We start from the raw sequence: 22736 nt of genomic DNA, 5'->3' as shown, positions 1-22736 counted from the left end.
TTTCGGGTCGCTTTTTCGATAGACGCTATGGCGCGCGCCGCAGCGCGTTTTGGCGTCACGACCAGGGCAAACCCCGCTACACTGCGGTGGCGCGGGGTGCTTACGCCGGATAGAGCGACGGCCCGGCGTTTTCTTGAGGGGGCTCAGCGCCATGACATCCCGTTACGATTCCACGACGCTCGACGCCTATGCAAGGGACGCCGCCCGTTACAGTCAGGAATGGCTCGACCAGCCGCCGCCGAACGACCTCTACGCGCTGCTGGAAACGCATCTGGTGCCGCAAGGCACGACCGCCGAGATCGGTTGCGGCAATGGGCGCGACGCAGCATGGCTCGCCGCGCACGATTATCGCGTGTGCGGCTTCGATGCATCCACCGCCTTGCTGGCCGAAGCGCGCCGCCTGCATCCCGAGATTGTGTTTCGCGAGGCCACGCTGCCGGAACTCGCGGAGATCGACGAGCGCTTCGATAACGTCGTCTGCGAGACGGTGATCATGCATTTGCCGGCCGAGTCGATTCCTTTGGCCGTCGATAACCTGCGGCGCCTTCTGCGGCCCAATGGCGTGCTGTATCTGTCGTGGCGCGTGACCGAGGGCGAGGATATGCGACAGCCGGATGGCCGTCTTTACGCTGCGTTCGAACCGAAGCTCGTGGTGGACGCGCTGATCGATTGCGCGATTTTGCTGTTCGAAGACGCGACCAGCGAAAGCTCGGGCAAGCGGATTTGCCGGGTGATCGCGTCGAAGAATACGGGCGGCCTTTAAGGTTTAAGGCGCCCGCCCTTCACCGCCCGAACGGATCATTCGATCCCTAGCCGGGAGCGAATCGCCGGCAGCATGTGCTCAACCGCCGCCCGCCCTTCCGCAATCGCGGGCGCGGCACGATGGAAATCGAAAATCCCCATGCCGCCCAGGCGCGGCTGAATCAGGATGTCAGCCGGCTCACCCGCCAGACGGCTGCGCGTGATGCGCACCTGCATGATGTCGATGCTCTGCGCGACCGAACTCAGCATCGACGGCACCCGCGCGCTCGGCGGCGGCGCCACGCGCACGTCGGTCGACACGACGTCATCGGCCGGCGCAAGCCAGCGTGGCCACGGCTTGCCGTTTTTGCGCAGCGAGCCTGGCGGAGGTGCATCTGGATCTAGCGCCGGCGCAGCGGCGGTGATGCCGCCGAAATCGCGGCCATTGAGAATATCGTTGTTCAGATCCACGGCGATCACGCAATCGGCGCGCATGCCGCGCGCCACCGACACCGGCACCGGATTGCTCAGGCCGCCATCCACGAGCCATACGCCGTTATGCCAGACCGGCGTGAAGATGCCCGGAATCGCAATCGACGCGCGCACCGCATCCACCACGCTGCCGTCCTGCAACCAGGTTTCGCGGCCCGAATCGAGCTCGGTCGCCACCGCCGCGAAGGGCATATTCAACTCGCTGATCTCGCGGCCGTTGAACCGGTTGGCGAATACCTGGATCACCTTACGGCCACCGAACAGACCACCGGAAATGCGCAGATCCAGCAGGCGCACCACCGTCTGCCAGGTCAGGCGCGCCACCCATTCCTCGAGCCAGTCGAGATCGCCGTTCGCATAGACTGCCGCGATCAGCGCGCCGATCGAAGTACCGCATACCACGTCCGGCTTGATGCCGGCATCATGCAGCGCGCGGATTGCGCCGATATGCGCCCAGCCTCGTGCGGCGCCGCCGCCCAGTACGAGACCAATGCGCGAATGAGGACGTCGCCGCAGCATGTTTTCTCCTTATCGTCCGCGTATTACGTCTGAACGCGATGTCGTATAGACCCTATGAAACGCATCGAAGTGCACATTGAAGATGCCCTCTTCGGTCACGCCGCCCTCGCGCCACTTCCAGCTCCAGACGGTTTCCGGCTTGAGCGGAAACACGGCGACCTGCCCCGGCTTGCCGAGCAGCCGCCGCACCTCGTCTTCGCTCATGCCCAGCTGGATTTTCGCGAAATTGGCCGCGGTCAGCACCTGAGTGATGGCTTGCAGCTTGCCGTCGCGGTCGATGTCGACCATGTAGGTATTGAGCCCTTGCGGACCGCGCGGATACTCAAGGCGTTTGGAACCGTCGGTGAAGGTGCGCTCGGTTTCCGGCTTGCCCATCTGGCTGCGAATCTGCTCTTCCGTCGTGACGCCGGGCGTGAGGCCTTTCAGCAACAACGCGTCCGGCTTGACGGCATTGAAGAAATCCTTGAGTTTTTGCACAGCACGTTGGCCCTGTTGGTCGTCGCACCCTGCCAGCGCGAGCGATGCGGCCAGCACGGCGACGATAAGCAATCGGAAGCTCGAAGCCATCTGTGGGGTTGGGATGCAGTCCGTTGTATGAAGGTTGAACGACAGGATAGCAAAACCGGGGAGGCGCGCGCAGCGAGGCGGGCAGTAACGCCCGAGCAGACAACGAGGCCAAGGAACAGCACAGCAACGACGCAGTGCAATGCGCCGTTCGTGCTAGAGGCGGGAGGCAACGGGAAAAGGCACGGAAACAGCTGCTAAAAACTACCCACAGCTGACGATAGAGAACTGAGGACCCGCGAGGGTAAGCACATGACGAACGACCTACAGCGGACGACACGCAGCGGTCCAACTCCGAACGAAGCAATCAGCCGCCGTCGGCCACTGATCATGCGCTCTCGCCCGGGACAGACCGCTGCACACGGCCGTCTGGTCCCTCGACTATCTTGCCCAGGTGCCGATAATTTAGACGCATTGCGGGGATTAGGCGAGCCAGCGTTTACACCGAATAGGCTGAGGATTGAATCTCGCGCGCGGCTGCAGAATGCCTCCCTCGTTGCGATGGCAACCAACGCGTGAACCGGTGCCGCCGCGGCGAAATTACCGTCAGCGGTTTGCGAACGCCGTGCGTCCGGCGCCCTGCAGCACCGAGTCGTTTTGCGGCGTATGGATGCGCGCGCACAGCACATCGCGATAGTGGCGCTCGAGCGGATTGTCGCGGCTCAGCCCCGGATTACCGCTGGCCTCGATGGCGATCTGCACGGCTTCGATCGCCTGATTCGTCACCGTATATTTGACGAGCAGCGCCTCGTCGAGTGCGACCCGCTCAGCGTGCGCCGTCGCATCGAGCAACACGCGGTTGCTGAACAGCAGCGCATCGATGCGGCCGAGCGTTTGCTGAAACGACGCGAGGCTCGCAAGCGGCGCGCCGAGATTGGCGGGCGCGCGCGTTGCGGCCCAGTCGGCGAACCAGTCGCGGGCCGCTCGCGCCACGCCGTCGTACACCGCCGAGAGGAGCACGCTCATCCACGCTACACCCAGCGCGTCCAGGCCGGCGCCGGGCTCGCCGGGCAGCTGGATATCCACGGCATGCGCGGCCGGCACGAAGACGTTATCGAAGATGATTTCGTGGCTGCCGGTCGCGCGCATGCCGAGATGATTCCACAGCGCCCCGACCCGCACCCCCGGCGTGTCGCGCCGTACCAGCCAGACGCCGACGCGTGGCGGCGTCTCGTCGCTGCGCGCCCACACCGCCAGCCAGGTCAAGCCGGGGCTACCGGTCGAATACAGCTTGCTGCCGTTGATGACCCAACCGTCGCCGCTGCGGGTGGCGAGTGTGCCCGGCAGACCGCCACGTGCAGGCGTGCCCAGCTCGGGCTCGACGCGCAATGAATTGATCAGCGCGCCGTCGCGTACCGCTTCCACGGCGACGCGTTCACGCAAGTCGCGAGGCCATCGCGGATTGCTCTGCAGACGGTGATGAAACAGATACTGCATGACGAGCACGAGCGCCGTCGACGGCTCGCCGCGTGCCACCGCACGCACCGCTTTCAAGGCCTGCGGCAAGCTCGCGCCCCCGCCGCCGAGTGCCGTCGGCACCGTCAGCGAGAGCAAATCATATTCGTGCAGGCGCGCCAGATTGGCGTGCGGAAATTCGGCGCTGCGGTCGTACGCTTCAGCGCTCGCGGCGAACTCGGCGGTGAGCTGGGCGAGCAAGGCGTCGAACGCGTCGCTAGCGAGCGGTGGGTGGCCGCGCGTCGCAGCGCGCGCGAGGCCAACATCAACATCTGGGGCGTTCATAGAAACTCCGGGGCGGTGCACTCAGGTAAGTCCGATAAATTATCAGGCATGCTTACCGATTGCGGATTGCAGATTTCGCATTGCGGCTTATGGCAAAGGAAAACTGCGGTCGAAGCTCGCACGCACATTCAGGTGCGTTGGGATGACGTTGGCGGCTTCGTAGGTGTCGGCGGTGCGTTGCTGTGCGGCGATCACGCTGTCGTCGATGGCGACCGGATGCACCTGGCCACGCTGATAGACGGTTTTCAGCACATCGGGCGGCAAGCCGGTCACGCGCGATTGCATCGCCGCAACCTCATCCGGATGCGACAAGGCCCACTGCTGACCGAGCGCCACGCGCCGCAAAAAGTCCGCCAGTACCGCGCGTTTGCCCGCGATCGCGCGATCGGTGGCGACCTGATAGCTCAGCCCTTCCGATAAACCGACACCATTGGCGAGGATACGATCATGATCGCGGGATTCGCCGAGCGCCGTGTACGGGTCCCACACGGACCACGCATCCACGCTGCCTGAGGCGAGTGCGGCCTTGGCATCGGCGGGGGCGAGAAACACCCACGTGACGTCGGACAGCGGAATATTGGCCTTTTTCAGCGCCGCCAGCGCAAGGAAGTGGCCAATCGAGCCACGCGTCGTGGCGATGCGCTTGCCCTTCAGGCTCGCCACATCGGTCAACGGCGAATGCTCGTTGACGACAATCGCAAGGTCGACGGGATGCGAGCGGGTCGCGGCGACGGCGCGTACCTGGGCGCCCGCCGCAAGCGCAAACACCAGCGGCGCATCGCCGAGGCCGCCGACATCCACGGCTCCCGCGTTCAATGCCTCGCCCAGCGGCTGCGCGGCAGGAAAGTTGAACCACTCGATCTGGTACGGCAAATCCTTCAGTTGGCCCGACGCTTCGAGAATGCCGCGCGTCTGCAGCGACTGGTCGCCTACTTTGAGCACGGGCAGGTCCGCGGCGCACGCCATGCTCGCCCATGACATGAAGCCCGCTGCCGGGAGCGCCAATACCGCGCGAGCGAGCACTTTGGCGAGCGCGCGACGAAAGCGCGGCGCTGCAAGAGACGCGATCTGTGCGAGGGACAGGGGAGAAAGAGAACGTGTGGTCGTCATATCGTTCGTTGCGGATCAGTGAGCGCTTCTGCAAAGCACCCGTTACGGTGCCTTGACACTGCACATGGCGCGCATGAAGCCGGAATCAGCAACGACGATACGGCACGCACTTGTATAAGACAAACGCATTATTCTTCTAAGCAAATATGCGGATGTTGCTACGCTGGCGATATGCAGGACGTGCATTACAGGTATCATCAACCGCACGATTGCCTGCCCTCTTATCTCACCGCTCATCATGAAGATCGACGATATTGAAGCCTACGTCGCCGTCATCCGCGCCCAGTCGCTGCAACAGGCCGCGCAAACGCTCGGACTCACGCAACCCGCCATCACGCGCCGGCTGCAGAATTTCGAGGAGGCGCTAGGCGTCGATCTGCTCGATCGCAATACCCGCCCGCTGAAAGCCACCGCCATGGGACGTGTCGTGTATGAGCAATGCCGCGTGATCCAGCGTGAGATCGACGTGCTGCGCGAGCTGGTTGCCAACGACACGCCACCTGTCGGCACATTGCGCCTCGGTGTCGCGCAGACGATCGCCGACATCGCGTTGCCGGATGCCATGCGCGAATTGCGCGCCGCTTACCCCGACCTACAGGCGAGCGCGTCGAGCGGCTGGGGCAGCCAGTTGCTGCAACGGGTCGAAGCGGGCGAACTCGACGCCGCGGCCATTCTGCTACCGGCCAACAAGGCCTTCGCCGAGACGCTTGCCGCGCGCTCGCTCGGACGCGTCAAGCTGGCGGTCGTCGCCCCCAAAGGCGCGCTTAAAAAGCGCGTCCACACGCTGGCGGAGTGCCAATCGATCGGCTGGGTGCTGAATCCCGATGGCTGCGGGTTTCGTGAAGGTCTGCAGCGCGCGTTGACCGGCCTTGGCCTCGCGCTGAAGCTGAATCTGGAGACACTCGGCACGGAACTGCAACTGCAACTCGTCGCTGGTGGCAATGGTCTCGGCCTCGTGCCGCTACCTTTGCTGCAGGCGAGCCGTCATGAGGCCGCACTCGATGTGCTCACGCTGAGCGACTTCAAGCCGCTGATCGATATCTGGCTCGTGCATCCGCGCGTGCTCGGCAAACTACAGCAGCCCGTGGAGCGCTTCGGCGCCGCCGTCGAGCGGCAATTCAAGACCGTACGTTTGCAGCAACGCGCGGCCTGAACGCAAAGGGCGCAACCACCGCCTTCGTGGGTGCGCCCTTCGTCACCTCTGCGCGAAGCCCGCGCGGATCGAACCCGGCATCGCTCAGATCACATGAAACCCATGTGTGCCATCACGCGCTAGTTGCGCCACTAGCCCGTACTCCCACTCCAGATACGCATTCATCGCTTCGCGGGCGTTATCGGTGCCCTCGTAAGGACGCCGGTAACGATCAATCCGCGGCGAAGCGAGGTGCGTCTCACCGCTCTCGACGGGCAGACCCGCCGCAATCCACGCGCTGGTGCCGCCCGCCAGCACTTGCACCGGCTTGCCAGTCAGCGCGGCCAGTTCCGGTGCCGCGAAGCGTGCCAGCGCGCTAGTCCCGCAGGTCACCACATAACGTTGCGCCTCCGGCAACTTGCGCAGTGCGTCGGCCAGTTCTCCCCGCAGCGCCCACCACGCCCCGGGGATATGCTGCTTCACGTAGTTCGCACTCGCCGTGAAATCCAGCACTACGGTGCCGGGCGAATGCAGCAACGTTGCAAGCGCCGTCGGCGAAATCTCGTCGACCTCAGGCGGCGGCACTGCGTTCCTCACGACGGGCGCCGCACCCTCCTCCGTGAAGTCGGCCGCCGTCAGGCCGTCGACGACGTACACCTCGACGTTCATCTGCGCGAGCCAGGAAGCGGTCATATTGGCACGCACGCCGTCGCTGTCCGCGAGAATCACGCGGGCGCCGCGCACCGGCGCAAACATATCGGTCTCCTGCACAAGCTGTCCGCCCGGTGCACTGCGAAATCCAGGCACATGGCTCGACTGATACTCCTGCGGCGAGCGCACGTCGAAACGATAAATAGTCCGTACGGCTTCCTCAGCCCAGCGACGCGCTTCGTCACGCGAAGTGCGGCCCACCTCTGCGCGATCAGCTACCGCCCGTGCCGACGCCGCCGCGGCAACCCGCACCGAATGATCGGTGACCGGATCGAAGCGCCGCGTGCTGCCGTGCGCCAGTTCCTGCCCTGCAAGGGTCCAGCCGATCGTGCCATTACGCAGCGCCGCGACCGGATTCGGCACACCTGCGTTGATCAGCGATTGCGCACCGATGATGCTGCGCGTGCGTCCCGCGCAATTGACAACGATCTGCGTCGACGGATCCGGCGCCAGTTGCCGCGCCCGCAACACCAGTTCCGCGCCCGGCACGCTGACGCTGCCGGGAATGTTCATGGTCTGATACTCGTCGAAGCGGCGGGCGTCGAGCACCACCACGTTTGCGTCATCGTCGAGCAGCGCCTGCACTTGTGGCGCTTCGAGCGAGGGCGTGTGCCGCTCGCTTTCCACCAGTTCACCAAACGCCTTGCTCGGCGCGTTGACATCCTGGAACAGTTCACCGCCTGCCTCGGCCCAGCCGCGCAAACCACCTGCGAGCAGCGTGACATCGGTGTAGCCCAGTTCGACGAAACGGCTCGCCGCCCGCTCGGCGAGCCCCTCGCCGTCGTCGAACACGACAATCGGAACACTGCGGCGCGGCAAGCGCAGCGGCACTTCAAGTTCAAGCTTCGATAACGGCAGGTTCGCCGCGAACAACGGATGGCTGCGCGCATGCGGATCTTCCTCGCGCACGTCGAGCAGCGCGATTTCGCGGCGCTCGAGCAATGCGCGGCGCACGTCTTCGAATGAACGGGTACGGAATTCAGTTGCAACGGTCATGAGATGGCGATCTCCTTCGATACATTCCAGATATTCGGTAACACGTCGTTCGAGTACCCGGACATAAATGCCTTGCGGCCGCCCCGCTCGGGATAAACCGAGCGCGACACCGCACCGATATTTGCACCATAAACGTGAATGCTGATCGACACGCGGTCCTGGTAAGCATTGCTAACACGATGAACGTCGCCAATGCGCGGCGATACGGCATCGACGGCACCAGTTTCGAGCCGTCTCGCCGTACCAGAAGCAATCAACGTGCCGCGTTGGTCGAGGCGATACGGCTGCGCGATTTCCGCGCCACGTAATACGCCAATCAGTCCCCAAACGGTGTGGTCGTGGACCGGCGTCGCCTGGCCCGGACCCCACACAAAACTCACCACGGAGAAGCGCTGTCGCGAATCCACATGCAGAAGGTACTGCTGATAACGCTCGGCGTCAGGGCGCGCGCACACATCGGGCAACCAGTCGTCGTGCGCGATCAGTTCACGCAGCGAGGCGCCGCCTGCTTCGAGCAGCCGGGCTTCAGGGGCCGCATCATCCAGCAGAGAGGCGATTCGCCCGACAAAAGTGCGCAAGCGGTCAAGCCGCAAGGTTTGGCTCATGACGTGATGAAGGAATCAAAGGTCGAGAAAGGTGCTGCGAGCCGCCGGCGCAGCGGCAGCACCTTGAGAGGCTCAGACAATCCGCGCGAGCGTTGTGTTGAAAGGGTCGGTCCAGAGTGGTGCAATGTCTACCGGCCGTGCGATGACCGCCGCGCTGAGCGCCGCGCGAAGAACCGCAACTGACGTGGCAGCGTGGGGGCCAAGCAAAGCGGCGGCAGCACCCAGCAAACGGGCGGTTGGCAGCGCCCGCGCGAAACCGGCGAGACACGAAGCGGACTCATCGTTTGTGAATGATCAGTCGAAAACGTCGGGTTCAGCGTCGACCAGGCCCTCTAGCAGGCTCTGAAAGGCAAACAACGCGCCGCCCGGCCGCCCGACCTGTTCATGTGTCAACGAGGCGATCTCGTGGGGAATAAGCTGCGGCTTGCCCGCGGCTTCCGCGAGTAATTGCGCATGGCACGCGCTGTCGAGCGCGATGTACCACCACGCCGCCGCTTCGACGCTCGGGCCCGCTGTGAGAATGCCGTGATTCTTCAGGATCACGCCTTTATGGCCGCCGAGCGCCGCCGCAATGCGCGAACCCTCATCGGTATCGAGCACGACGCCGCGAAAATCGTCGAATAATGCGTGGTCCTGATAGAACGCGCACGAGTCCTGAGTGAGCGGATCGAGCGTGCGGCCAAGCGTCGACCATGCCTTGCCGTACAGCGAGTGAGTGTGCGCGGCGGCCACCACATCCGGCCGCGCTTCGTGAATGGCCGCGTGAATCGCGAAGGCGGCCTGATTCACCGGCCCCTCGCCCACCACGATCTCGCCTTGTGCATTCACCAGCAGCAGATCGGAGACGCGAATGCGGCTGAAATGCTTACCGAACGGATTTACCCAGAAGTGATCGTGCCATTCGGGGTCGCGAGCCGTAATGTGGCCCGCGAGTCCCTGGTCGAAGCCGTAGCGCGCAAACAGCCGAAACGCGACCGCGAGACGCTCCTGCCGGTAACGGCGCTCGTCGACCACGCTCGCGCGCGGCGGCACCTCGTCGAACCAGAATTTGCGCAGCGGGGCATGGCGTTGTAACGGCGGTGGCGACGTTGAAGATTCCACAGGATGGGCAACCGTGATAGACAGATCCGTCATCGCTCCTCCATTCAGGCGGCTGCGCGAGCGCTGAGCGCGATGCGTTCGCGCGTCGCGGGAATCAGCGTGCGGCCGTAGTCGAGCGCATCCTCAAGTGGATCGAAACCACGAATCAGGAAAGTCGTCACGCCCAGCGCGTAATACTCGGCGAGCGTATCCGCCACCTGTTCCGGCGTGCCGACCAGCGCGGTCGAATTCGAACGGCCGCCAATTTCCTTCGCGATCGCAGTCCACAAGCGTTCATCCGCGCGGTCCGCCGTTCCGGCCGCCGCCAGCAGCCGGCGCGCGCCTTCGCTCTGCGCCGGGCCGTCTACACCGAGCCCTTGTGCGGCGCGCAGCCGTTTGGTCTCTTCGAGAATATGCTCGGCGCGTTCCCACGCCGCGGCCTCGGTGGCCGCCAGAATCGGGCGGAACGACACCGAGAAACGCACCGTGCGGCCATGCTTGGCGGCCTCGGCGCGCACACGCGTCACCTGTTCGAGTACCTGCGCCTTCGATTCGCCCCACAGCGCGTAGACGTCTGCATGACGGCCCGCGATTTCGAGCGCGGGCGCCGACGCCCCGCCGAAGTAAATCGGAATATGCGGCTGCTGCACCGGCTTCACTTCGGAGAAGCCACGTTCGAATCGATAGTATTTGCCCTCGTGATCAAACGGCTCGTCCGAGGTCCAGATGCGCCGCAGGATCGACAGGTACTCGTCGGTGCGCGCGTAGCGCTCGTCGTGCGAGAGGAAGTCGCCGTCGCGGCGTTGCTCGGCGTCATCGCCGCCCGAAATAATATGCACCGCAAGCCGGCCGCCCGAGTAGTGATCGAGCGTGGCCAGCTGGCGCGCGGCAAGCGTCGGCGCGACGAACCCTGGCCGGTGCGCAAGCATGAAATGCACGCGTTGGGTGACGCTGGCGGCATGCGCGACGGTCAGAAGCGCATCCGGGCCCGTGGAGTGATGCGGCACGAGCACGCGGTCGAACCCCGCCTCCTCGTGGGCCCGCGCAAACTGCTCCACATAACCGATATCTATCGCCGGACCTTGCGGCGCGTGCGTTTCCGAGACCTTGCGGGTCTGGATCATGCCGATGAATTCGACTGCCACGATGCGTCTCCCAGATGATCGACAGAACGCCGGGCGCATTGCGCACAAACCGGCGGCGACACCCTGGACAGGGCGTCAAGCGAGGATCAAAGGTAGCACCGCAACATGCGTTCGTTAAATATTGATAGTCGATAAAGATATCGCAATTGCATGTTTGTGGCGGCCAGGGCGGGTTGCTAACCTCGCTTCGCTGCGGTGCACTCCAGCGGTTACGCGGACGGCGCCGCCCGCTTCGACTCTACTCTTCATGGAACCACGCCGATGATCGCTTTTCGCTCCGACCGCCGCCGGATTTTGCAGACCCTCGCCGCATGCGGCATCGCGCCTGCTTCCTGGTGGCTCAACGCGGCGGATGCGCGGGCCGCGGCGCCGGAACTCGTGTTCGGCGATCAGGCCGGCGGTCTGCGCGCGCTGGCTGAAGCGGCCCATGTGCTTGACGGCGCGCCATACCCGTTTCGCTGGGCCAACTTTCAGGGCGCGGCACCGCTTTTCGAAGCGCAACGCGCCAATGCCGTGGATCTCGCCCCAGCAGGCGATCTGCCTGTGCTGGACGCCGCGATCGGCGATCCCTCACTGAAGATTGTCGCGACCCGGGTGGGGACGCCCACCTCGCTTGGCATCGTCGTGCAAGCTGACTCACCGCTGCAACATGTGGCCGACCTGAAGGGCAAAACCGTGGTGGTGTCGTCGGCACGCGGCAGCATTTCGCAGTATCAGTTGTACGGCGCGCTCGCCGAGGCGGGACTCACGCGTGACGACGTCAATGTGCGCTTCGTACTGCCCGTCGACGCGTTTGCTGCGTTCGAGGCTCGCCAGCTCGACGTATGGGCGACCTTCGATCCGTATTACGGCACGGCCGTGCAACGTGGCGCACGCGTATTGCGCGACGGCAGCGGCATCAATACTGGGCTCGCGTTTATTACCGCTTCCGGCGCGGCGGCTGCGGATCAGGCGAAGCGGCCGGCGCTCGCCGACGCGCTGCAACGTTTCCAACGCGCGGGCGCATGGGCCGCGGGACATCCCGAAGCGTATGCGCAGGTGTATGCAACGTTGACGCGCCTGCCGATCGAGGCGGCGAGAGTCATCACCGTTCGCTCGGCGCTCAGGCAACGCCCGGTCAGCGACGCGGATATCGCCACTTTGCAGAAGGTCGCGGACCAGGCGTTTGAGCAGCGGATATTGCCTGCGAAGGTGGATGTTCGGGCAATCACGGCGCAAGGGATCGGCTAGCGCACGGCACGCTGCCCGCGCGCATCCGCTTACCAGTGTTCACGCCACGGGCGCAAATCGAGTTCGTGAGTCCACGCATCTCCTGGTTGCGAATGCAGATACCAGTAGTTGTCGGCAATGTGTTCCGGCTTGAGGATGCCGTCCTCGCTGCGGGTCGCGTAGCGTTCCGGGAAGTTCTCGCGGATGAACTCGGTGTCGATGGCGCCGTCGACCACCACATGGGCAACGTGAATATGCTTCGGACCGAGTTCGCGCGCCATGCTCTGCGCCAGCGCGCGCAATGCGTGCTTGGCCCCTGAGAACGCGGCGAAATTGGCCGAACCGCGCAGGCTCGCCGTCGCGCCGGTAAAGAGAATCGTGCCGCGACCGCGCGCCACCATGCGCCTGGCCGCCTCACGGCCATAAAGGAAGGCACCGAAGCAGGCCATCTCCCAGATCTTGAAGTACTTGCGCGCGGTTTCTTCGAGAATGCTGCAGGGCACGTTCGCGCCAATGTTGAAGACCAGCACCTCGATCGGCCCAACTTCCCGCTCGATCTTTTCCACCAGTTCGACCACCTGCTCTTCCTGGCGAGCGTCGGAAGCGAAGCCGATCGCCCTGCCGCCTTCCGCTTCAATCTGCTCGACGAGCGGCTGCAATTTCTCGGCATTACGCCGCACCACGCAGGCGACCAACCCTTCCCGTGCGAAGCGGCGCGCGATGGCGCCGCCGGTGGCATCGCCCGCGCCGATCACGAGCGCGACGCCTTGTGGCGCCTGGTTGTTCCCGGTCATACTGCCTCCTTTATCTAACGATCGTTCATTTATACCGCTTTCGTCGCTGGAAGAACAGATGATGGTTTACCCGGTTATCACGATGTAACGACGCGTACTTTGCGTGTTATAAGCGTTTCTGCAATCGTCGGTGGGATCAATTTTGGCCCCTCCGTCTCTTAAAAACTATACTAGTCACTAAACGATCCCTCTCTGATACGACAACCACCATGCGATATTCACCCGGTCATAAGGAAGCGACGCGCAAACGTCTGCTGGAACTGAGCAGCGCGATGGCAAAGGAGCGCGGCTTCGGCTCGATGTCCGTAGACACATTGATGTCGGCGGCGGGACTCACCGGCGGCGCGTTCTATGCGCACTTCGGCTCAAAGGAAGAACTGTTCGTCGAGATCATTGGAAGCGAACTGGACCGCAGCGCCGGGATGCTTGGACCGCAGGAAGGGGAAACACCGCTTGAATGGGTGGCGAGGGCCTTCGACAACTATCTGACAGTGGGGCATGTCCGGCATCCCGAATCGGGCTGCGTGTTGCCTGCCTTGGGGGCGGAGATTGCCCGGGCCGAACCGGGCGTGCGCAAGCTGTACGAGAACGCGATGACGGCACTGAAAGACCGCTGGGCAGAAGGCATCGGCGATCCGGACGTAGCGTGGGCAATCATCTGCCAGTTGATTGGGACGATCGTGGTCGCACGTGGCATGTCGTCCAAACGGGCGATGGAAGAGATCATTCATGCGAGCCGCACACATCTGGACAAAACCATTGCAGCGCAAATCGAACAAGCGGACGTGGCGCCGGATGCTGCGCGGAAGGCTTGAGGTTTCGAGCGCTCTCCGCTGCGAACCGATTGACAGTTCACGGCCCGATAATCTATCGTTTATTTAACGAACGGTTGTTTATTAAATGGAGACGATATGAGTAAGACGGTGGAATTCTATTTCGACGTCGGCAGTCCTGCGACTTACCTGGCGTGGACGCAACTGCCGGCGCTGTGCGCGCAACGGAATGCGGAGCTGGCCTACAAGCCGATGTTATTGGGCGGCGTGTTCAAGGCCACAGGCAATACGTCGCCGGCGACGATACCGGCCAAGGGGCGTTACGCTGATATGGACTTCGGCCGTTTTGCGCGCCGGTATGGTGTACCGCTAACGATCAATCCACACTTCCCGATCATCACGTTGTACCTGATGCGCGTGATTACGGGCGTGCAAATGAGGCAACCTGAGCGCCTGCAAAGGTTGCTGAAAGCCGTCTTTGAGGCCTTGTGGGTTGAAGCGCTGAATCTGAACGAACCCGAGTTGACGATGGCTACGCTTGCCAAGGCAGGTTTCGAGGCGAGTGAAATTGAAGCGCTGGTGAGCGACCCGTTGGTAAAGGAGGCGTTGAAAGCGAACACCGACGCGGCGGTCCAGCGTGGCGTGTTCGGAGCGCCAACGATGTTTGTGAACGACGAGATGTTTTTTGGGCAGGATCGGTTGGAGTTTGTGAAGGATGCGTTGGGTTGACAGATCGCGGGCAGCGCGTGACGGGCTGCGAAAGTAGCGAATAGCTGCTGACGACGTCAGTAGGCGAATTTGAGGTAGCTCTCGCCCCTCTGGACGGTGCCTGCGTCGTCGACCTGGGGCATATACCGAAGCAAGCGCTTTGCTCGCGGGCCGAGTTGTTGGAATACATCGCGCGGGACGTCGATGTGAACTTCCGGCCTGAAATACCAGCTTCTACTGTATCCAATGACAACCATGGGACGCGGGGAATCGGTGTTATTCGGCGTGCCGCGATGCAATGCCCTGACGTCGCGAATCATTACATCGCCGAGTTCCATTGGAATCGCGTGCAACGAAATCTGCCCCGCCAGATAGGCCCGCAGCGCTTCTTCCGCATCCATTCTGTGGGTGCCAAGACTCGTTTCGAACGGACCGTTATCTGCGGTCACATCGCAAAGCGGAAAGTTGACCGCGAGTTGGAACGAAGGTGTTTCCGCTACGTCGTCGAACAAGGCAGGTGTGTCGCGATGAACGTCCTGATACGTTGAGCCGAGCAGTGGCGTGTCCGTCGCGAGTTGACACATGACCGGGTCTTCACCTGCGACACGTTCCACAATAGCCAGCACGTCGGGGTCGCAGAATATGCACTCATCCGCGAACACGCCGGCAAACGGCAACGTGATGTAGTGTCTGTGGGCGCCGCGCACAGCGGTTGCGTTCTCTTGCAGTCTATGGGCAAGAATGCTATCGAAGGCCTGCCGCCAACGTGACAGCGTTTCCTTTGGAAAGTGCCGCTTCAGGAGTACCATGCCATCGCGATCGAACGTCCTCGCGTGCGCATCGTGTTCCTCGTTTGAGTAACGCATCGAAATGTCCCCATGTAGTTTCTATGAACGCTACTGGCGACGGGGCAGGCGCACAATGAACACCGTCTCTGCCTCGTCAGAGCGTGCATCAATGCCGCCCCCGTGAGCCTTGGCAATTTCGCGCGCGATATAAAGCCCGAGCCCCAGACTGCTGTCGACATTTCTGTCCCGATGGTTCGGGCCACGCTGGAGCGGATCAAAGATCTGGTCGAGGGTCGAGCGCTCAATGGCAGCGCCGCTGTTTTTCACCTCGAGAATGACTTCCGCTGCCTCGCCTCTCAGCGATACGTGCACCGGCGCATCGGGATCTCCGTATTTGATCGCGTTCAAAACCAGATTGCCAAGTAACTGCTGCAGGCGCCGACCGTCCCAAACACCGTGGCAGTCGCCGACCACGTCCAGCTCGAGCTGACGGTCCGGATGCACGGCTCGCACCAGGTCCAGTTCATCTGCGACCTGCCTTGCCAAATCTCCCTCAGTTGGCACGACATTGATGCCCAAACCCAACCTGGTGCGATTGAAATCAAGCATGTCGTCCAGCAGCGCCTGCATGCGAGCACCGCTTCTGATCAACCGTGACGCAGCTACCGACACTTTCTCACCGGCGTTCAGCGCCGCGAGATACGAAGCCGTCGTCTGGATGGTCTGGAGCGGGCTGCGCATGTCGTGCCCCAGCATTCCAAGCAGCAGGTTACGAGCCTGATCGACCTGCGCGCTGAAAAAGCCGATCGATTCGGAAATTGCCTGATCAATGGCCTCATTGAAGCGGATGACGTCGTCCGGATGAGGGGCGTCGGGCTGACACTCATCCATCCACAAGCGAAGTACGCTCGCTCGAAGCGCGCGGTACTCGGCAGCCAACTGGTTGATGTCAAACCCGCCCCGCGCGCGCAGAAGCGCATGCGTTTGTGCGGCGGTTTCCGAGGCCCCGGCCAGCTTGGGCGCCTGCCCGATCGATTTCTCGAACTGGGCCTCGCTGGTCTGGGAGGTCGACAAGTCTTTTGCCACGGCCTCCAGGATCTGCTGCGCATGGTCGCGCAGGGCCCGTGACCGCATGTTTGCGGCCGCCGGCAACAGGGTACCCGCGAACGCCTCCCATTGCGCCAGAATGCTTTCCATGTCACTCAGGATGAAGTCAGCCAGTCGCATGCATGCCCCCAAAAGGAGGGAAAAGAACCAATCTAATTCATTTTTACGGAATCCGTTGCTACACGCAAACTTAATTAAATCGACCCATTCGGGTCCAGGCCGCATCGGTGCGGCCGGTCGCACATTCGCAATGATGCTGCCAGTTTTGCCGAAGCGTGCCACCTTGGGTTCGGTTTGCTAAGCGTGGCTTCGATGCCTCATCTGCGGCCAGATTCCCCCGATTACAGATCAACAACGACGTCCCCAGCCGGCTGGGCGCAGCAGACAAGAACGTTGCCTTGCGCGGGCATGTCGAGCGGTTCAGGACCATAGGTGATCGTCCCCGAAACCAGTCCGCTTTCACATCTATGACAAACCCCGCTCCGACACGCCCATCGAACCGGCACGTCACACGCTTCGGCTAACTCCAGAATGTTCGTATGCACGGCCGGGTTCCAGTGTGCCGCGACACCGCTGCGCGCGAATGAAACGAGTGGCCCGGTCTCGGCATCCTGTTCGGGCGGGTGCGGCACGCGCGCCGCGGCACCGACGATTCCGGGCGTCATCCCCTCGCTACCATTGAAGATTTCGGCGTGAATCCGCTGCGGCGCGACGTTCAGGGTGGCTAGCGCCACTTTCATGTCCGCCAGGAAGCGCGTAGGACCGCAGAGGTAAAAATCCGCTTGCCGCGGCACGCCAAGCTCGTCGAGCGCGGCCCGCGACAGATGGCCGGTCGCGTCAAAATCCACGCCGAGCCGCTCGCCCGAATCTGGGCGGCTATAGCAGACATAGCTGCGCCCATGCGACAGCGCGTGCACGAGGCCACGGGCTTCGTCCGCGAAGGCATGATGCTGTCGATCGCGAGCGCCGTGGAGCCACCAGACCTGCCGGGTCGAGCCGGCTGTGGCCAACGCGTGCAGCATGGCAAGCACAGGCGTCACGCCGATGCCGGCGCTGAGCAGGACCAGCGGACCGTCTCCCGACTGCAGAACAAAGCTGCCGCGCGGCGCACTGACTTCGAGTGCATCACCCAGGCGAACCTGCTTTTGCAGGTACGTTCCCGCTGCCCCATTCGGCTCGATTTTGACGCTGATCCGATAGCGCTCTGCCGACGCGGCGCCCGAAAGCGAGTAGCTGCGAAAAAGCGGCGCCCCACCGGCGGCCCGTGGCAGACGCAACACCACGTACTGACCGGGTAAAGCGGTCGGCAGGGGTTGACCGCCCGCGTCCTGTAACGTCAGCGAGAGCACATCGGCGGCCGGCCGTTCAATCGCCGTCACTGTGAGCGGCCGAAACCCGGGCACAGCCGGATGCGCAGCGGCGGCCGGCGCAAGACCTGCATTCCCGCTCGCCGTACCCGTCGTCCGATCCCGCAGTAACGCCTCGAACGACCAACGCCACCCCGGCGAAAGCGCATCGATGCGCAACGCCTGTTCCAGCCGATCGCGCGGATGATGGGGCGAATACAGGAGCGCGTTGATCTCGGCGACGGACATACGCTCGTTTGGCTCGCTGACTTTGACGATTTCGTCGCCGGCGCCGACGGCACCCTCCTGCAGGACGCGGAAATAGAACCCTGGCCGTCCGCTAGAAGTCAGCAAAGCGGGCATGCGGGGCTCATTAGTCCGAATGCCGACGCGATAGCAGGTCACCCGAGGTTGAGTCACCTCGAACAAGGCGGTGCCGATCCGATAGCGGTCGCCGATGCACACAGCGGAGTCCGGCATGCCGTCGATGGTGAAGTTCTCGCCGAACTGTCCGTAGACGAAATCGGTCCGCTTCAGTTGCGCCTGCCAATGACGATACGACTCGATCTGGTAAACGAATACGGCCCGCTGCTCGCCGCCGTGCCCGGCCAGATCGCCCTGCCCGTCTCCTGCCAGATTCAACCGGCCGACCCAACAGCGGTCATGCACCGGCTCCTTCCATATCCCGGTGCGAACCGTGCGCCCCTTCCAGTCAATGTCACGGGGCATTCCGACATTCACCGATAGCAGTCGAGCCATGTATCCCCCTGAAACGCGAGAGCGCGCCCAAAACGCCGCTACACGCCAGCATATATGAAGGCCCCCATCGGCCAACCACATCCGCAAGAGGTTATGCCCAACGGCGGCGCGCAGCGCAACGCCGGAACGGATGACGGCTTTGTCACTAACGCGTGTGATACGAGAGCGCATCTCGTCTCGGACCACTCCGTGTTCACACAAGTGAAGGACACCTACAGGCTAGCGGTTGCAGCCCGCTTTCTTTGCGACGGCAAAGAAAGTAAGTGCCGCCCCGCACAGGGGCAAAGCTAATAGACCGATAAGCCAGCAAGGAAAGGCCAACGCCGTAAGCAAACAACCAAACCGCCGACAAGGCAAAAAAACAACCCTCAGCAATCCAAACAAAAATCCTGCGGAGCAAAAAAAGCCTCAAACCTGCTCCTCCCCCACACCACCAACCCCACGCCCATCCACCCCCCATCTCCTCCAAACCTCAACCACCTGCCACGAAACCAACGCCCCACACCCAAACAAAACCTCGCGCATGCGCTTAACAAGAGCCAACGAAAAGGCCACCTCCCGATCCACCCCAAACATCTGCGCGAGCACCACAACCGCCGCATCCTGCACTCCAAGCCCGGCGGGCACAAAAAACGCAGCATGCCGCACAGCCTGAGTCAAACCTTCAATAGCCAAAGCCCCACCCAAAGAAACCGGATGCCCGAGCAACTCCAAAGCCCAATAAGCCTCAAACGCCCCGAGCAGATACCCATTCAACTGCCAAACAAAAGCCCGCAACAAAAGCCCGGCACGAGACATGAGTACATCGATATCCGCATCGAGCTGCCGCCCATCCATGCCGTGCAAAATCGAACTGGACGCCCCAAGCAAGCTCCCAGCCCAACGCTCGACAGCATGAAACACTCCACCACGCCGAACCAAAACCACCGCCATCACAGGCAAAGGCAACGACAACACTAAAGCCAACCCAACAGTCCGCAACACCCCCACCTGATGCGTCGACGCCACGATCAAAACCAACCCCAGCGCAGAAAACACATACTGCACCGCCATCGTCACCATGACCTCGACGATCACCGACGCACTCACGCCACTCAGATCAGCCACACGCCATCGCGCCAGCCGAATCCCGACGATCTCGCCACCGATCCCCGCCACCGGCAACAACCGGCTCACAGCCTCACGGACCGTCGCCACCCACCACAAAAACAGCAGCGAAACGCGCCTGCCAAGCAACAAATGCCACGCATACGCATCGAGCAACAACGGCAATGCATGAAACGGCACCAGCCACAGCAGTGCAAACCCAGCCTGACCGATCACCTGTATCAGGCCGCCCGCGCCTTCATGCAGCACGAGCCCGATCAGGATCGCGATACCCAGCGGCAGGCCCGCCCATTGCAACCATCGCAATCCCTTCATGACGGCTGCACCCCGCTGTCATGCACGTACCCGAACACATCGGCAAAGCCGCCCCGGGTGGCCCCGGCCGCCTCGATCGCAGCCGCCACACGTGGCGACACCAGCGCGGCCAGCTCGTCGGCATGCCGGTAGCCGCGCATCCCAGCCGTCAATGCGCCCTCGCCCATCACGGCCGGATGGCAATAGATCTCGCCCACGCCGTCCGGCAAACGCGCCAACTCGTCGAGCAACACGCCTTCCGTCATCTGTCCGGTCTTTGCAATGCCGACCACATAGTCGTTGTGAGCAATCCCCGCATGATCGAGACGATCCCGCACCAGGCTGGTCCACGGTTTCAACCAGAGCGGCTCGCGCGACTCACAGGGCAAACGCATCGCGCGCATGCCATAGTCGCGGCCGATCTCGATGATCAACCCGAGCACCGTCGGGTGCAGATGGAAATGCTTATGGGTATTGACGTGGTCGAGCGGCAGCCCGGTCTTCGCGAAGGCTTCGAACTGCGCGCGAATCTCCAGCGCAAGCTGTTTGCGGACCCGCGGCAAAAGGAAAAAGCGAAAGCCGTCGCGCACCATGTTGTCGCCGAACCTGCCGTCCGCGTCGACCAGCGCCGGAATCGCTTCGCGCGGCAAAAACGCCGCGCCGTCAGCCAGCACCAGATGCAAGCCGACGCGCAGATCCGGCAGCCGCCGCGCACATGCCACGGCGTCGCGTGCGGCAGGAGCCGCAACCATCAGGCTCGCCGCGGTCAGGACGCCGTGCAAATGGGCGCGCTCGACTGCCTCGTTGACGCGCTCGTGCAGACCGAAATCGTCTGCAGTGAAGATCAACGTACGCTGCGAAAGCCGAGCCTCGCGCGTCATCACGCTTCGTGTGCGCGCAGGAATCTGAAGAACTCGACGCCTTCACGCAGACGCCGCTTCATCATGTCCCAGCTCATCAGCATCTCGCGCACGATCTCCCAGATCTTCGACGGTCGGAAATAGAAACGCTTGTAGAAGGTCTCGACGTGGTGATAGATCTCCTCACGCGAGAGGTGCGGGTAGCCAATGGCGGCCAGTTGCACGCCTTCCTTGCTGACGAGATTAATGACCTTGTTCTCCTGCAGCCAGCCGTTCTCCACCGCCTGGTTGTAGAGCGTCGTGCCCGGATAGGGCGCCGCCAGCGACACCTGGATGGTGTGCGGGTTGATTTCCTTCGCGTACTCGATCGTCTTTTCGATCGTCTCCTGCGTCTCGCCCGGCAGACCCAGGATAAACGTGCCGTGAATCTTGATGTCCAGCTTGCGGCAGTCTTCGCTGAAGCGACGTGCGATATCCGTGCGCAGGCCCTTCTTGATGTTCAGCAGGATCTGGTCGTCGCCCGACTCGTAACCCACCAGCAGCAGGCGCAGGCCGTTCTCCTTCATGATCTTCAGCGTCGAATACGGCACGTTCGCTTTCGCGTTGCAGGACCACGTCACACCCAGCTTTCCGAGACCACGCGCGATCTCTTCGACACGCGGCTTGAAGTCGGTGAAGGTGTCGTCATCGAACATGATCTCCTTGACCTCGGGCATGTTGTCGCGGATCCACTTCACCTCCTCCAGCACGTTTTCCACCGAGCGCGTGCGGTAGCGGTGTCCGCCCACTGTCTGCGGCCATAGGCAGAACGTGCACTTCGAGCGGCAGCCACGTCCGGTGTAGATCGAGACATACGGATGCTTCAGATAACCAATGAAGTAGTTCTCGATCTTGAGGTCACGTCTGTAGATGGGCGCCACGAACGGCAGCTCGTCCATGTTCTCGAGGATCGGACGCGCCTCGTTGTGCTCGATCGAGCCATCCGCCGCGCGATAGCTCAGGCCCTGGATCTGCGCGAGCGGCTTGCCCGCCGCCACTTCCTGACAGGTGAAATCGAATTCTTCACGGCAGACAAAATCGATCGCTTCGCTCGCCGTCAGCGAGTTGTGCGGGTCGACCGCAACCTTGGCGCCCACCATGCCGATCATCACCGACGGTTTGCGCTTCTTGAGGTCCTGCGCAAACATCGCATCCGTAGGGAACGAAGGCGTGCTCGTGTGGATGATGACGAGCTCATACTGCTGTGCGATCTCTAGCGATGCTTCGACCGACAGACCATCAGCCGGTGCATCGAGCACGCGGCTATCCGGCACGAGTGCCGCCGGCTGCGCGAGCCACGTGGGATACCAGAACGAGCGGATCTCGCGCTTCGCCTGATAACGCGAACCCGCGCCGCCATCGAAACCGTCATACGACGGGGCCTGCAAAAACAGCGTTTTCATGAGTGCTCCGACAATCTTCGTTGATTCTGATGACTGATTAACCCAGTGATACTGCACCGGTGCGCCGGACCAACCGGGCACCTGTTTGTTGTCCGACCGGCACACGCCCTTATCCGCGATCGGACATCTCCACAATCGACGTACGTGGCGATGCGACGCGATTGACGACCGACATCCGCGCGCCGCGCCACACGACGTGCGTGCCGAATGCCGCGCCCAGCCATTGCAGCGCGAGCAGCGTATCGCGCAACGGCACCAGCGGCAGATCGCGCCAGAACGTGCGCGAAATACGGGCGCTGCGCCCATGCAACAGAATGCGCGCGATTAGACCGATCGCGGTGCTGATCGATAACGTCAGCGCCATCAACGGATTGGCGCCGCCCCCGCCGATGAATCCGCCATTCAGCCCGGCCGCCAGCAACGCGCCCACCACCAGCCAGGGCGAAGTAAACGTAATGATCAGCGACGCAAACCCCGACGGATTCACCGAGCGGATCGTGCGCAACCAGCGCATCTCGCGCAGCCATAAGGTGGTGAAAGTCGGCTCGATCACGTCCGTGGCCACCATCACCGGCGACAATACGGTATTCAGCCCGAGCTTGCGCGCATGTTCGGCCAACCAGTAGTCGTCGGCAAGACAGTCTTTAAGTGCCTCGAAGCCGCCGATCTCCTCGAGCGTCGTGCGCCGCAACGCCAGGGTCGCGCCAAACCCGA

At 62.8% G+C, this 22736-nt stretch carries 21 protein-coding genes; 5 read left to right on the top strand and 16 right to left on the bottom strand.

From position 1 onward, the window contains the following. The first annotated feature begins 151 nt into the window (after positions 1–151). Positions 152–763 carry a class I SAM-dependent methyltransferase gene (locus tag P3T40_RS41785; RefSeq protein WP_429273520.1) on the top strand — a complete coding sequence of 204 codons (612 nt, stop codon included), beginning with the start codon at positions 152–154 and terminating at the stop codon, positions 761–763. Between the two features lie 35 nt (positions 764–798). Here P3T40_RS41785 and P3T40_RS41780 read toward each other — a convergent pair whose 3' ends face one another. From P3T40_RS41780 to P3T40_RS41765, 4 genes are all read right to left on the bottom strand, one after another. Next, the gene (locus tag P3T40_RS41780) at positions 799–1752 is read right to left on the bottom strand and encodes a patatin-like phospholipase family protein (RefSeq protein ID WP_429273519.1); all 954 of its coding nucleotides are present in this window, start codon (positions 1750–1752) and stop codon (positions 799–801) included. A gap of 9 nt (positions 1753–1761) precedes the next feature. Continuing rightward, positions 1762–2319: a hypothetical protein gene (locus tag P3T40_RS41775; protein ID WP_429273518.1), complete on the bottom strand. Its 558-nt coding sequence runs from the start codon at positions 2317–2319 to the stop codon at positions 1762–1764. Positions 2320–2862: 543 nt separating this feature from the next. Beyond that, positions 2863–4056, bottom strand: coding sequence for an acyl-CoA dehydrogenase family protein (locus P3T40_RS41770; protein ID WP_429273517.1), 1194 nt, complete (start codon positions 4054–4056; stop codon positions 2863–2865). 87 nt (positions 4057–4143) lie between these two features. Beyond that, positions 4144–5037 (bottom strand): ABC transporter substrate-binding protein, encoded by an 894-nt coding sequence (locus P3T40_RS41765; protein ID WP_429273538.1) that lies wholly within the window; start codon positions 5035–5037, stop codon positions 4144–4146. A gap of 367 nt (positions 5038–5404) precedes the next feature. On the opposite strand from P3T40_RS41765, the gene P3T40_RS41760 reads away from it, so the two are divergent. Next, complete coding sequence (locus P3T40_RS41760) at positions 5405–6319, top strand: LysR family transcriptional regulator (protein WP_429273516.1); 915 nt, start codon at positions 5405–5407, stop codon at positions 6317–6319. A gap of 84 nt (positions 6320–6403) precedes the next feature. Here P3T40_RS41760 and P3T40_RS41755 read toward each other — a convergent pair whose 3' ends face one another. The 4 genes from P3T40_RS41755 to P3T40_RS41740 form a co-directional block, all read right to left on the bottom strand. After that, entirely contained in the window at positions 6404–8005 is a 1602-nt protein-coding gene (locus P3T40_RS41755) for a rhodanese-related sulfurtransferase (protein ID WP_429273515.1), read from the bottom strand. Further along, on the bottom strand, positions 8002–8610 hold the full coding sequence (locus tag P3T40_RS41750; RefSeq protein WP_429273514.1) for a cysteine dioxygenase: 609 nt from the start codon (positions 8608–8610) through the stop codon (positions 8002–8004). The genes P3T40_RS41755 and P3T40_RS41750 overlap by 4 nt, the downstream gene beginning before the upstream one ends. 294 nt (positions 8611–8904) lie before the next feature. Next, the gene (locus P3T40_RS41745) at positions 8905–9744 is read right to left on the bottom strand and encodes a class II aldolase/adducin family protein (protein ID WP_429273513.1); all 840 of its coding nucleotides are present in this window, start codon (positions 9742–9744) and stop codon (positions 8905–8907) included. 11 nt (positions 9745–9755) lie between these two features. Then, positions 9756–10835 carry an LLM class flavin-dependent oxidoreductase gene (locus P3T40_RS41740; RefSeq protein WP_429273512.1) on the bottom strand — a complete coding sequence of 360 codons (1080 nt, stop codon included), beginning with the start codon at positions 10833–10835 and terminating at the stop codon, positions 9756–9758. A gap of 261 nt (positions 10836–11096) precedes the next feature. Here P3T40_RS41740 and P3T40_RS41735 point away from each other — a divergent pair, with 261 nt between their 5' ends. Continuing rightward, positions 11097–12065, top strand: a complete 969-nt coding sequence (locus P3T40_RS41735) for an ABC transporter substrate-binding protein (protein WP_429273511.1) — start codon at positions 11097–11099, stop codon at positions 12063–12065. A gap of 29 nt (positions 12066–12094) precedes the next feature. On the opposite strand, the gene P3T40_RS41730 is transcribed toward P3T40_RS41735, so the two are convergent. Then, positions 12095–12838 (bottom strand): SDR family oxidoreductase, encoded by a 744-nt coding sequence (locus P3T40_RS41730; protein WP_429273510.1) that lies wholly within the window; start codon positions 12836–12838, stop codon positions 12095–12097. 209 nt (positions 12839–13047) lie between these two features. Here P3T40_RS41730 and P3T40_RS41725 point away from each other — a divergent pair, with 209 nt between their 5' ends. Together P3T40_RS41725 and P3T40_RS41720 are read left to right on the top strand one after the other, a co-directional pair. Continuing rightward, positions 13048–13653, top strand: coding sequence for a TetR/AcrR family transcriptional regulator (locus P3T40_RS41725; RefSeq protein ID WP_429273509.1), 606 nt, complete (start codon positions 13048–13050; stop codon positions 13651–13653). A 96-nt stretch (positions 13654–13749) separates the two neighbouring features. After that, positions 13750–14340 carry a 2-hydroxychromene-2-carboxylate isomerase gene (locus tag P3T40_RS41720; protein WP_429273508.1) on the top strand — a complete coding sequence of 197 codons (591 nt, stop codon included), beginning with the start codon at positions 13750–13752 and terminating at the stop codon, positions 14338–14340. A gap of 56 nt (positions 14341–14396) precedes the next feature. On the opposite strand, the gene P3T40_RS41715 is transcribed toward P3T40_RS41720, so the two are convergent. The 7 genes from P3T40_RS41715 to P3T40_RS41685 all read right to left on the bottom strand — a co-directional run. Beyond that, positions 14397–15185 (bottom strand): phytanoyl-CoA dioxygenase family protein, encoded by a 789-nt coding sequence (locus tag P3T40_RS41715; RefSeq protein ID WP_429273507.1) that lies wholly within the window; start codon positions 15183–15185, stop codon positions 14397–14399. 30 nt (positions 15186–15215) lie between these two features. After that, positions 15216–16334 (bottom strand): ATP-binding protein, encoded by a 1119-nt coding sequence (locus tag P3T40_RS41710; protein WP_429273506.1) that lies wholly within the window; start codon positions 16332–16334, stop codon positions 15216–15218. A gap of 221 nt (positions 16335–16555) precedes the next feature. Then, positions 16556–18289, bottom strand: a complete 1734-nt coding sequence (locus P3T40_RS41705) for an MOSC domain-containing protein (protein ID WP_429273505.1) — start codon at positions 18287–18289, stop codon at positions 16556–16558. A 438-nt stretch (positions 18290–18727) separates the two neighbouring features. After that, complete coding sequence (locus P3T40_RS41700) at positions 18728–19741, bottom strand: lysylphosphatidylglycerol synthase domain-containing protein (RefSeq protein WP_429273504.1); 1014 nt, start codon at positions 19739–19741, stop codon at positions 18728–18730. Then, positions 19738–20601: a hopanoid biosynthesis-associated protein HpnK gene (hpnK, locus tag P3T40_RS41695; protein ID WP_429273503.1), complete on the bottom strand. Its 864-nt coding sequence runs from the start codon at positions 20599–20601 to the stop codon at positions 19738–19740. The genes P3T40_RS41700 and hpnK overlap by 4 nt, the downstream gene beginning before the upstream one ends. Continuing rightward, the gene (gene hpnJ, locus P3T40_RS41690; protein ID WP_429273502.1) at positions 20601–22022 is read right to left on the bottom strand and encodes a hopanoid biosynthesis associated radical SAM protein HpnJ; all 1422 of its coding nucleotides are present in this window, start codon (positions 22020–22022) and stop codon (positions 20601–20603) included. The genes hpnK and hpnJ overlap by 1 nt, the downstream gene beginning before the upstream one ends. 109 nt (positions 22023–22131) lie before the next feature. Then, positions 22132–22736: glycosyltransferase (locus P3T40_RS41685; protein ID WP_429273501.1), on the bottom strand; the 605-nt coding region annotated here is incomplete at its 5' end.

It is taken from the genome of Paraburkholderia sp. EB58 (assembly GCF_050436665.1).
Taxonomy (GTDB): domain Bacteria; phylum Pseudomonadota; class Gammaproteobacteria; order Burkholderiales; family Burkholderiaceae; genus Paraburkholderia.
Note: the sequence above shows the minus strand (reverse complement) of the source record. Positions and strands in the feature narration are given on the sequence as shown.

What these genes read in the sequence shown, in the direction of transcription:
- P3T40_RS41725 (WP_429273509.1), top strand. Translation starts at nt 13,048, where the DNA reads ATGCGATATTCACCCGGTCATAAGGAAGCGACGCGCAAACGTCTGCTG.
- P3T40_RS41785 (WP_429273520.1), top strand. Translation starts at nt 152, where the DNA reads ATGACATCCCGTTACGATTCCACGACGCTCGACGCCTATGCAAGGGAC.
- P3T40_RS41770 (WP_429273517.1), bottom strand. Translation starts at nt 4,056, where the DNA reads ATGAACGCCCCAGATGTTGATGTTGGCCTCGCGCGCGCTGCGACGCGC.
- hpnJ (WP_429273502.1), bottom strand. Translation starts at nt 22,022, where the DNA reads ATGAAAACGCTGTTTTTGCAGGCCCCGTCGTATGACGGTTTCGATGGC.
- P3T40_RS41760 (WP_429273516.1), top strand. Translation starts at nt 5,405, where the DNA reads ATGAAGATCGACGATATTGAAGCCTACGTCGCCGTCATCCGCGCCCAG.
- P3T40_RS41715 (WP_429273507.1), bottom strand. Translation starts at nt 15,185, where the DNA reads ATGCGTTACTCAAACGAGGAACACGATGCGCACGCGAGGACGTTCGAT.
- P3T40_RS41745 (WP_429273513.1), bottom strand. Translation starts at nt 9,744, where the DNA reads ATGACGGATCTGTCTATCACGGTTGCCCATCCTGTGGAATCTTCAACG.
- P3T40_RS41720 (WP_429273508.1), top strand. Translation starts at nt 13,750, where the DNA reads ATGAGTAAGACGGTGGAATTCTATTTCGACGTCGGCAGTCCTGCGACT.
- P3T40_RS41705 (WP_429273505.1), bottom strand. Translation starts at nt 18,289, where the DNA reads ATGCCCCGTGACATTGACTGGAAGGGGCGCACGGTTCGCACCGGGATA.
- P3T40_RS41755 (WP_429273515.1), bottom strand. Translation starts at nt 8,005, where the DNA reads ATGACCGTTGCAACTGAATTCCGTACCCGTTCATTCGAAGACGTGCGC.
- P3T40_RS41750 (WP_429273514.1), bottom strand. Translation starts at nt 8,610, where the DNA reads ATGAGCCAAACCTTGCGGCTTGACCGCTTGCGCACTTTTGTCGGGCGA.
- P3T40_RS41710 (WP_429273506.1), bottom strand. Translation starts at nt 16,334, where the DNA reads ATGCGACTGGCTGACTTCATCCTGAGTGACATGGAAAGCATTCTGGCG.
- hpnK (WP_429273503.1), bottom strand. Translation starts at nt 20,601, where the DNA reads ATGACGCGCGAGGCTCGGCTTTCGCAGCGTACGTTGATCTTCACTGCA.
- P3T40_RS41735 (WP_429273511.1), top strand. Translation starts at nt 11,097, where the DNA reads ATGATCGCTTTTCGCTCCGACCGCCGCCGGATTTTGCAGACCCTCGCC.
- P3T40_RS41780 (WP_429273519.1), bottom strand. Translation starts at nt 1,752, where the DNA reads ATGCTGCGGCGACGTCCTCATTCGCGCATTGGTCTCGTACTGGGCGGC.
- P3T40_RS41775 (WP_429273518.1), bottom strand. Translation starts at nt 2,319, where the DNA reads ATGGCTTCGAGCTTCCGATTGCTTATCGTCGCCGTGCTGGCCGCATCG.
- P3T40_RS41700 (WP_429273504.1), bottom strand. Translation starts at nt 19,741, where the DNA reads ATGAAGGGATTGCGATGGTTGCAATGGGCGGGCCTGCCGCTGGGTATC.
- P3T40_RS41730 (WP_429273510.1), bottom strand. Translation starts at nt 12,838, where the DNA reads ATGACCGGGAACAACCAGGCGCCACAAGGCGTCGCGCTCGTGATCGGC.
- P3T40_RS41765 (WP_429273538.1), bottom strand. Translation starts at nt 5,037, where the DNA reads ATGTCATGGGCGAGCATGGCGTGCGCCGCGGACCTGCCCGTGCTCAAA.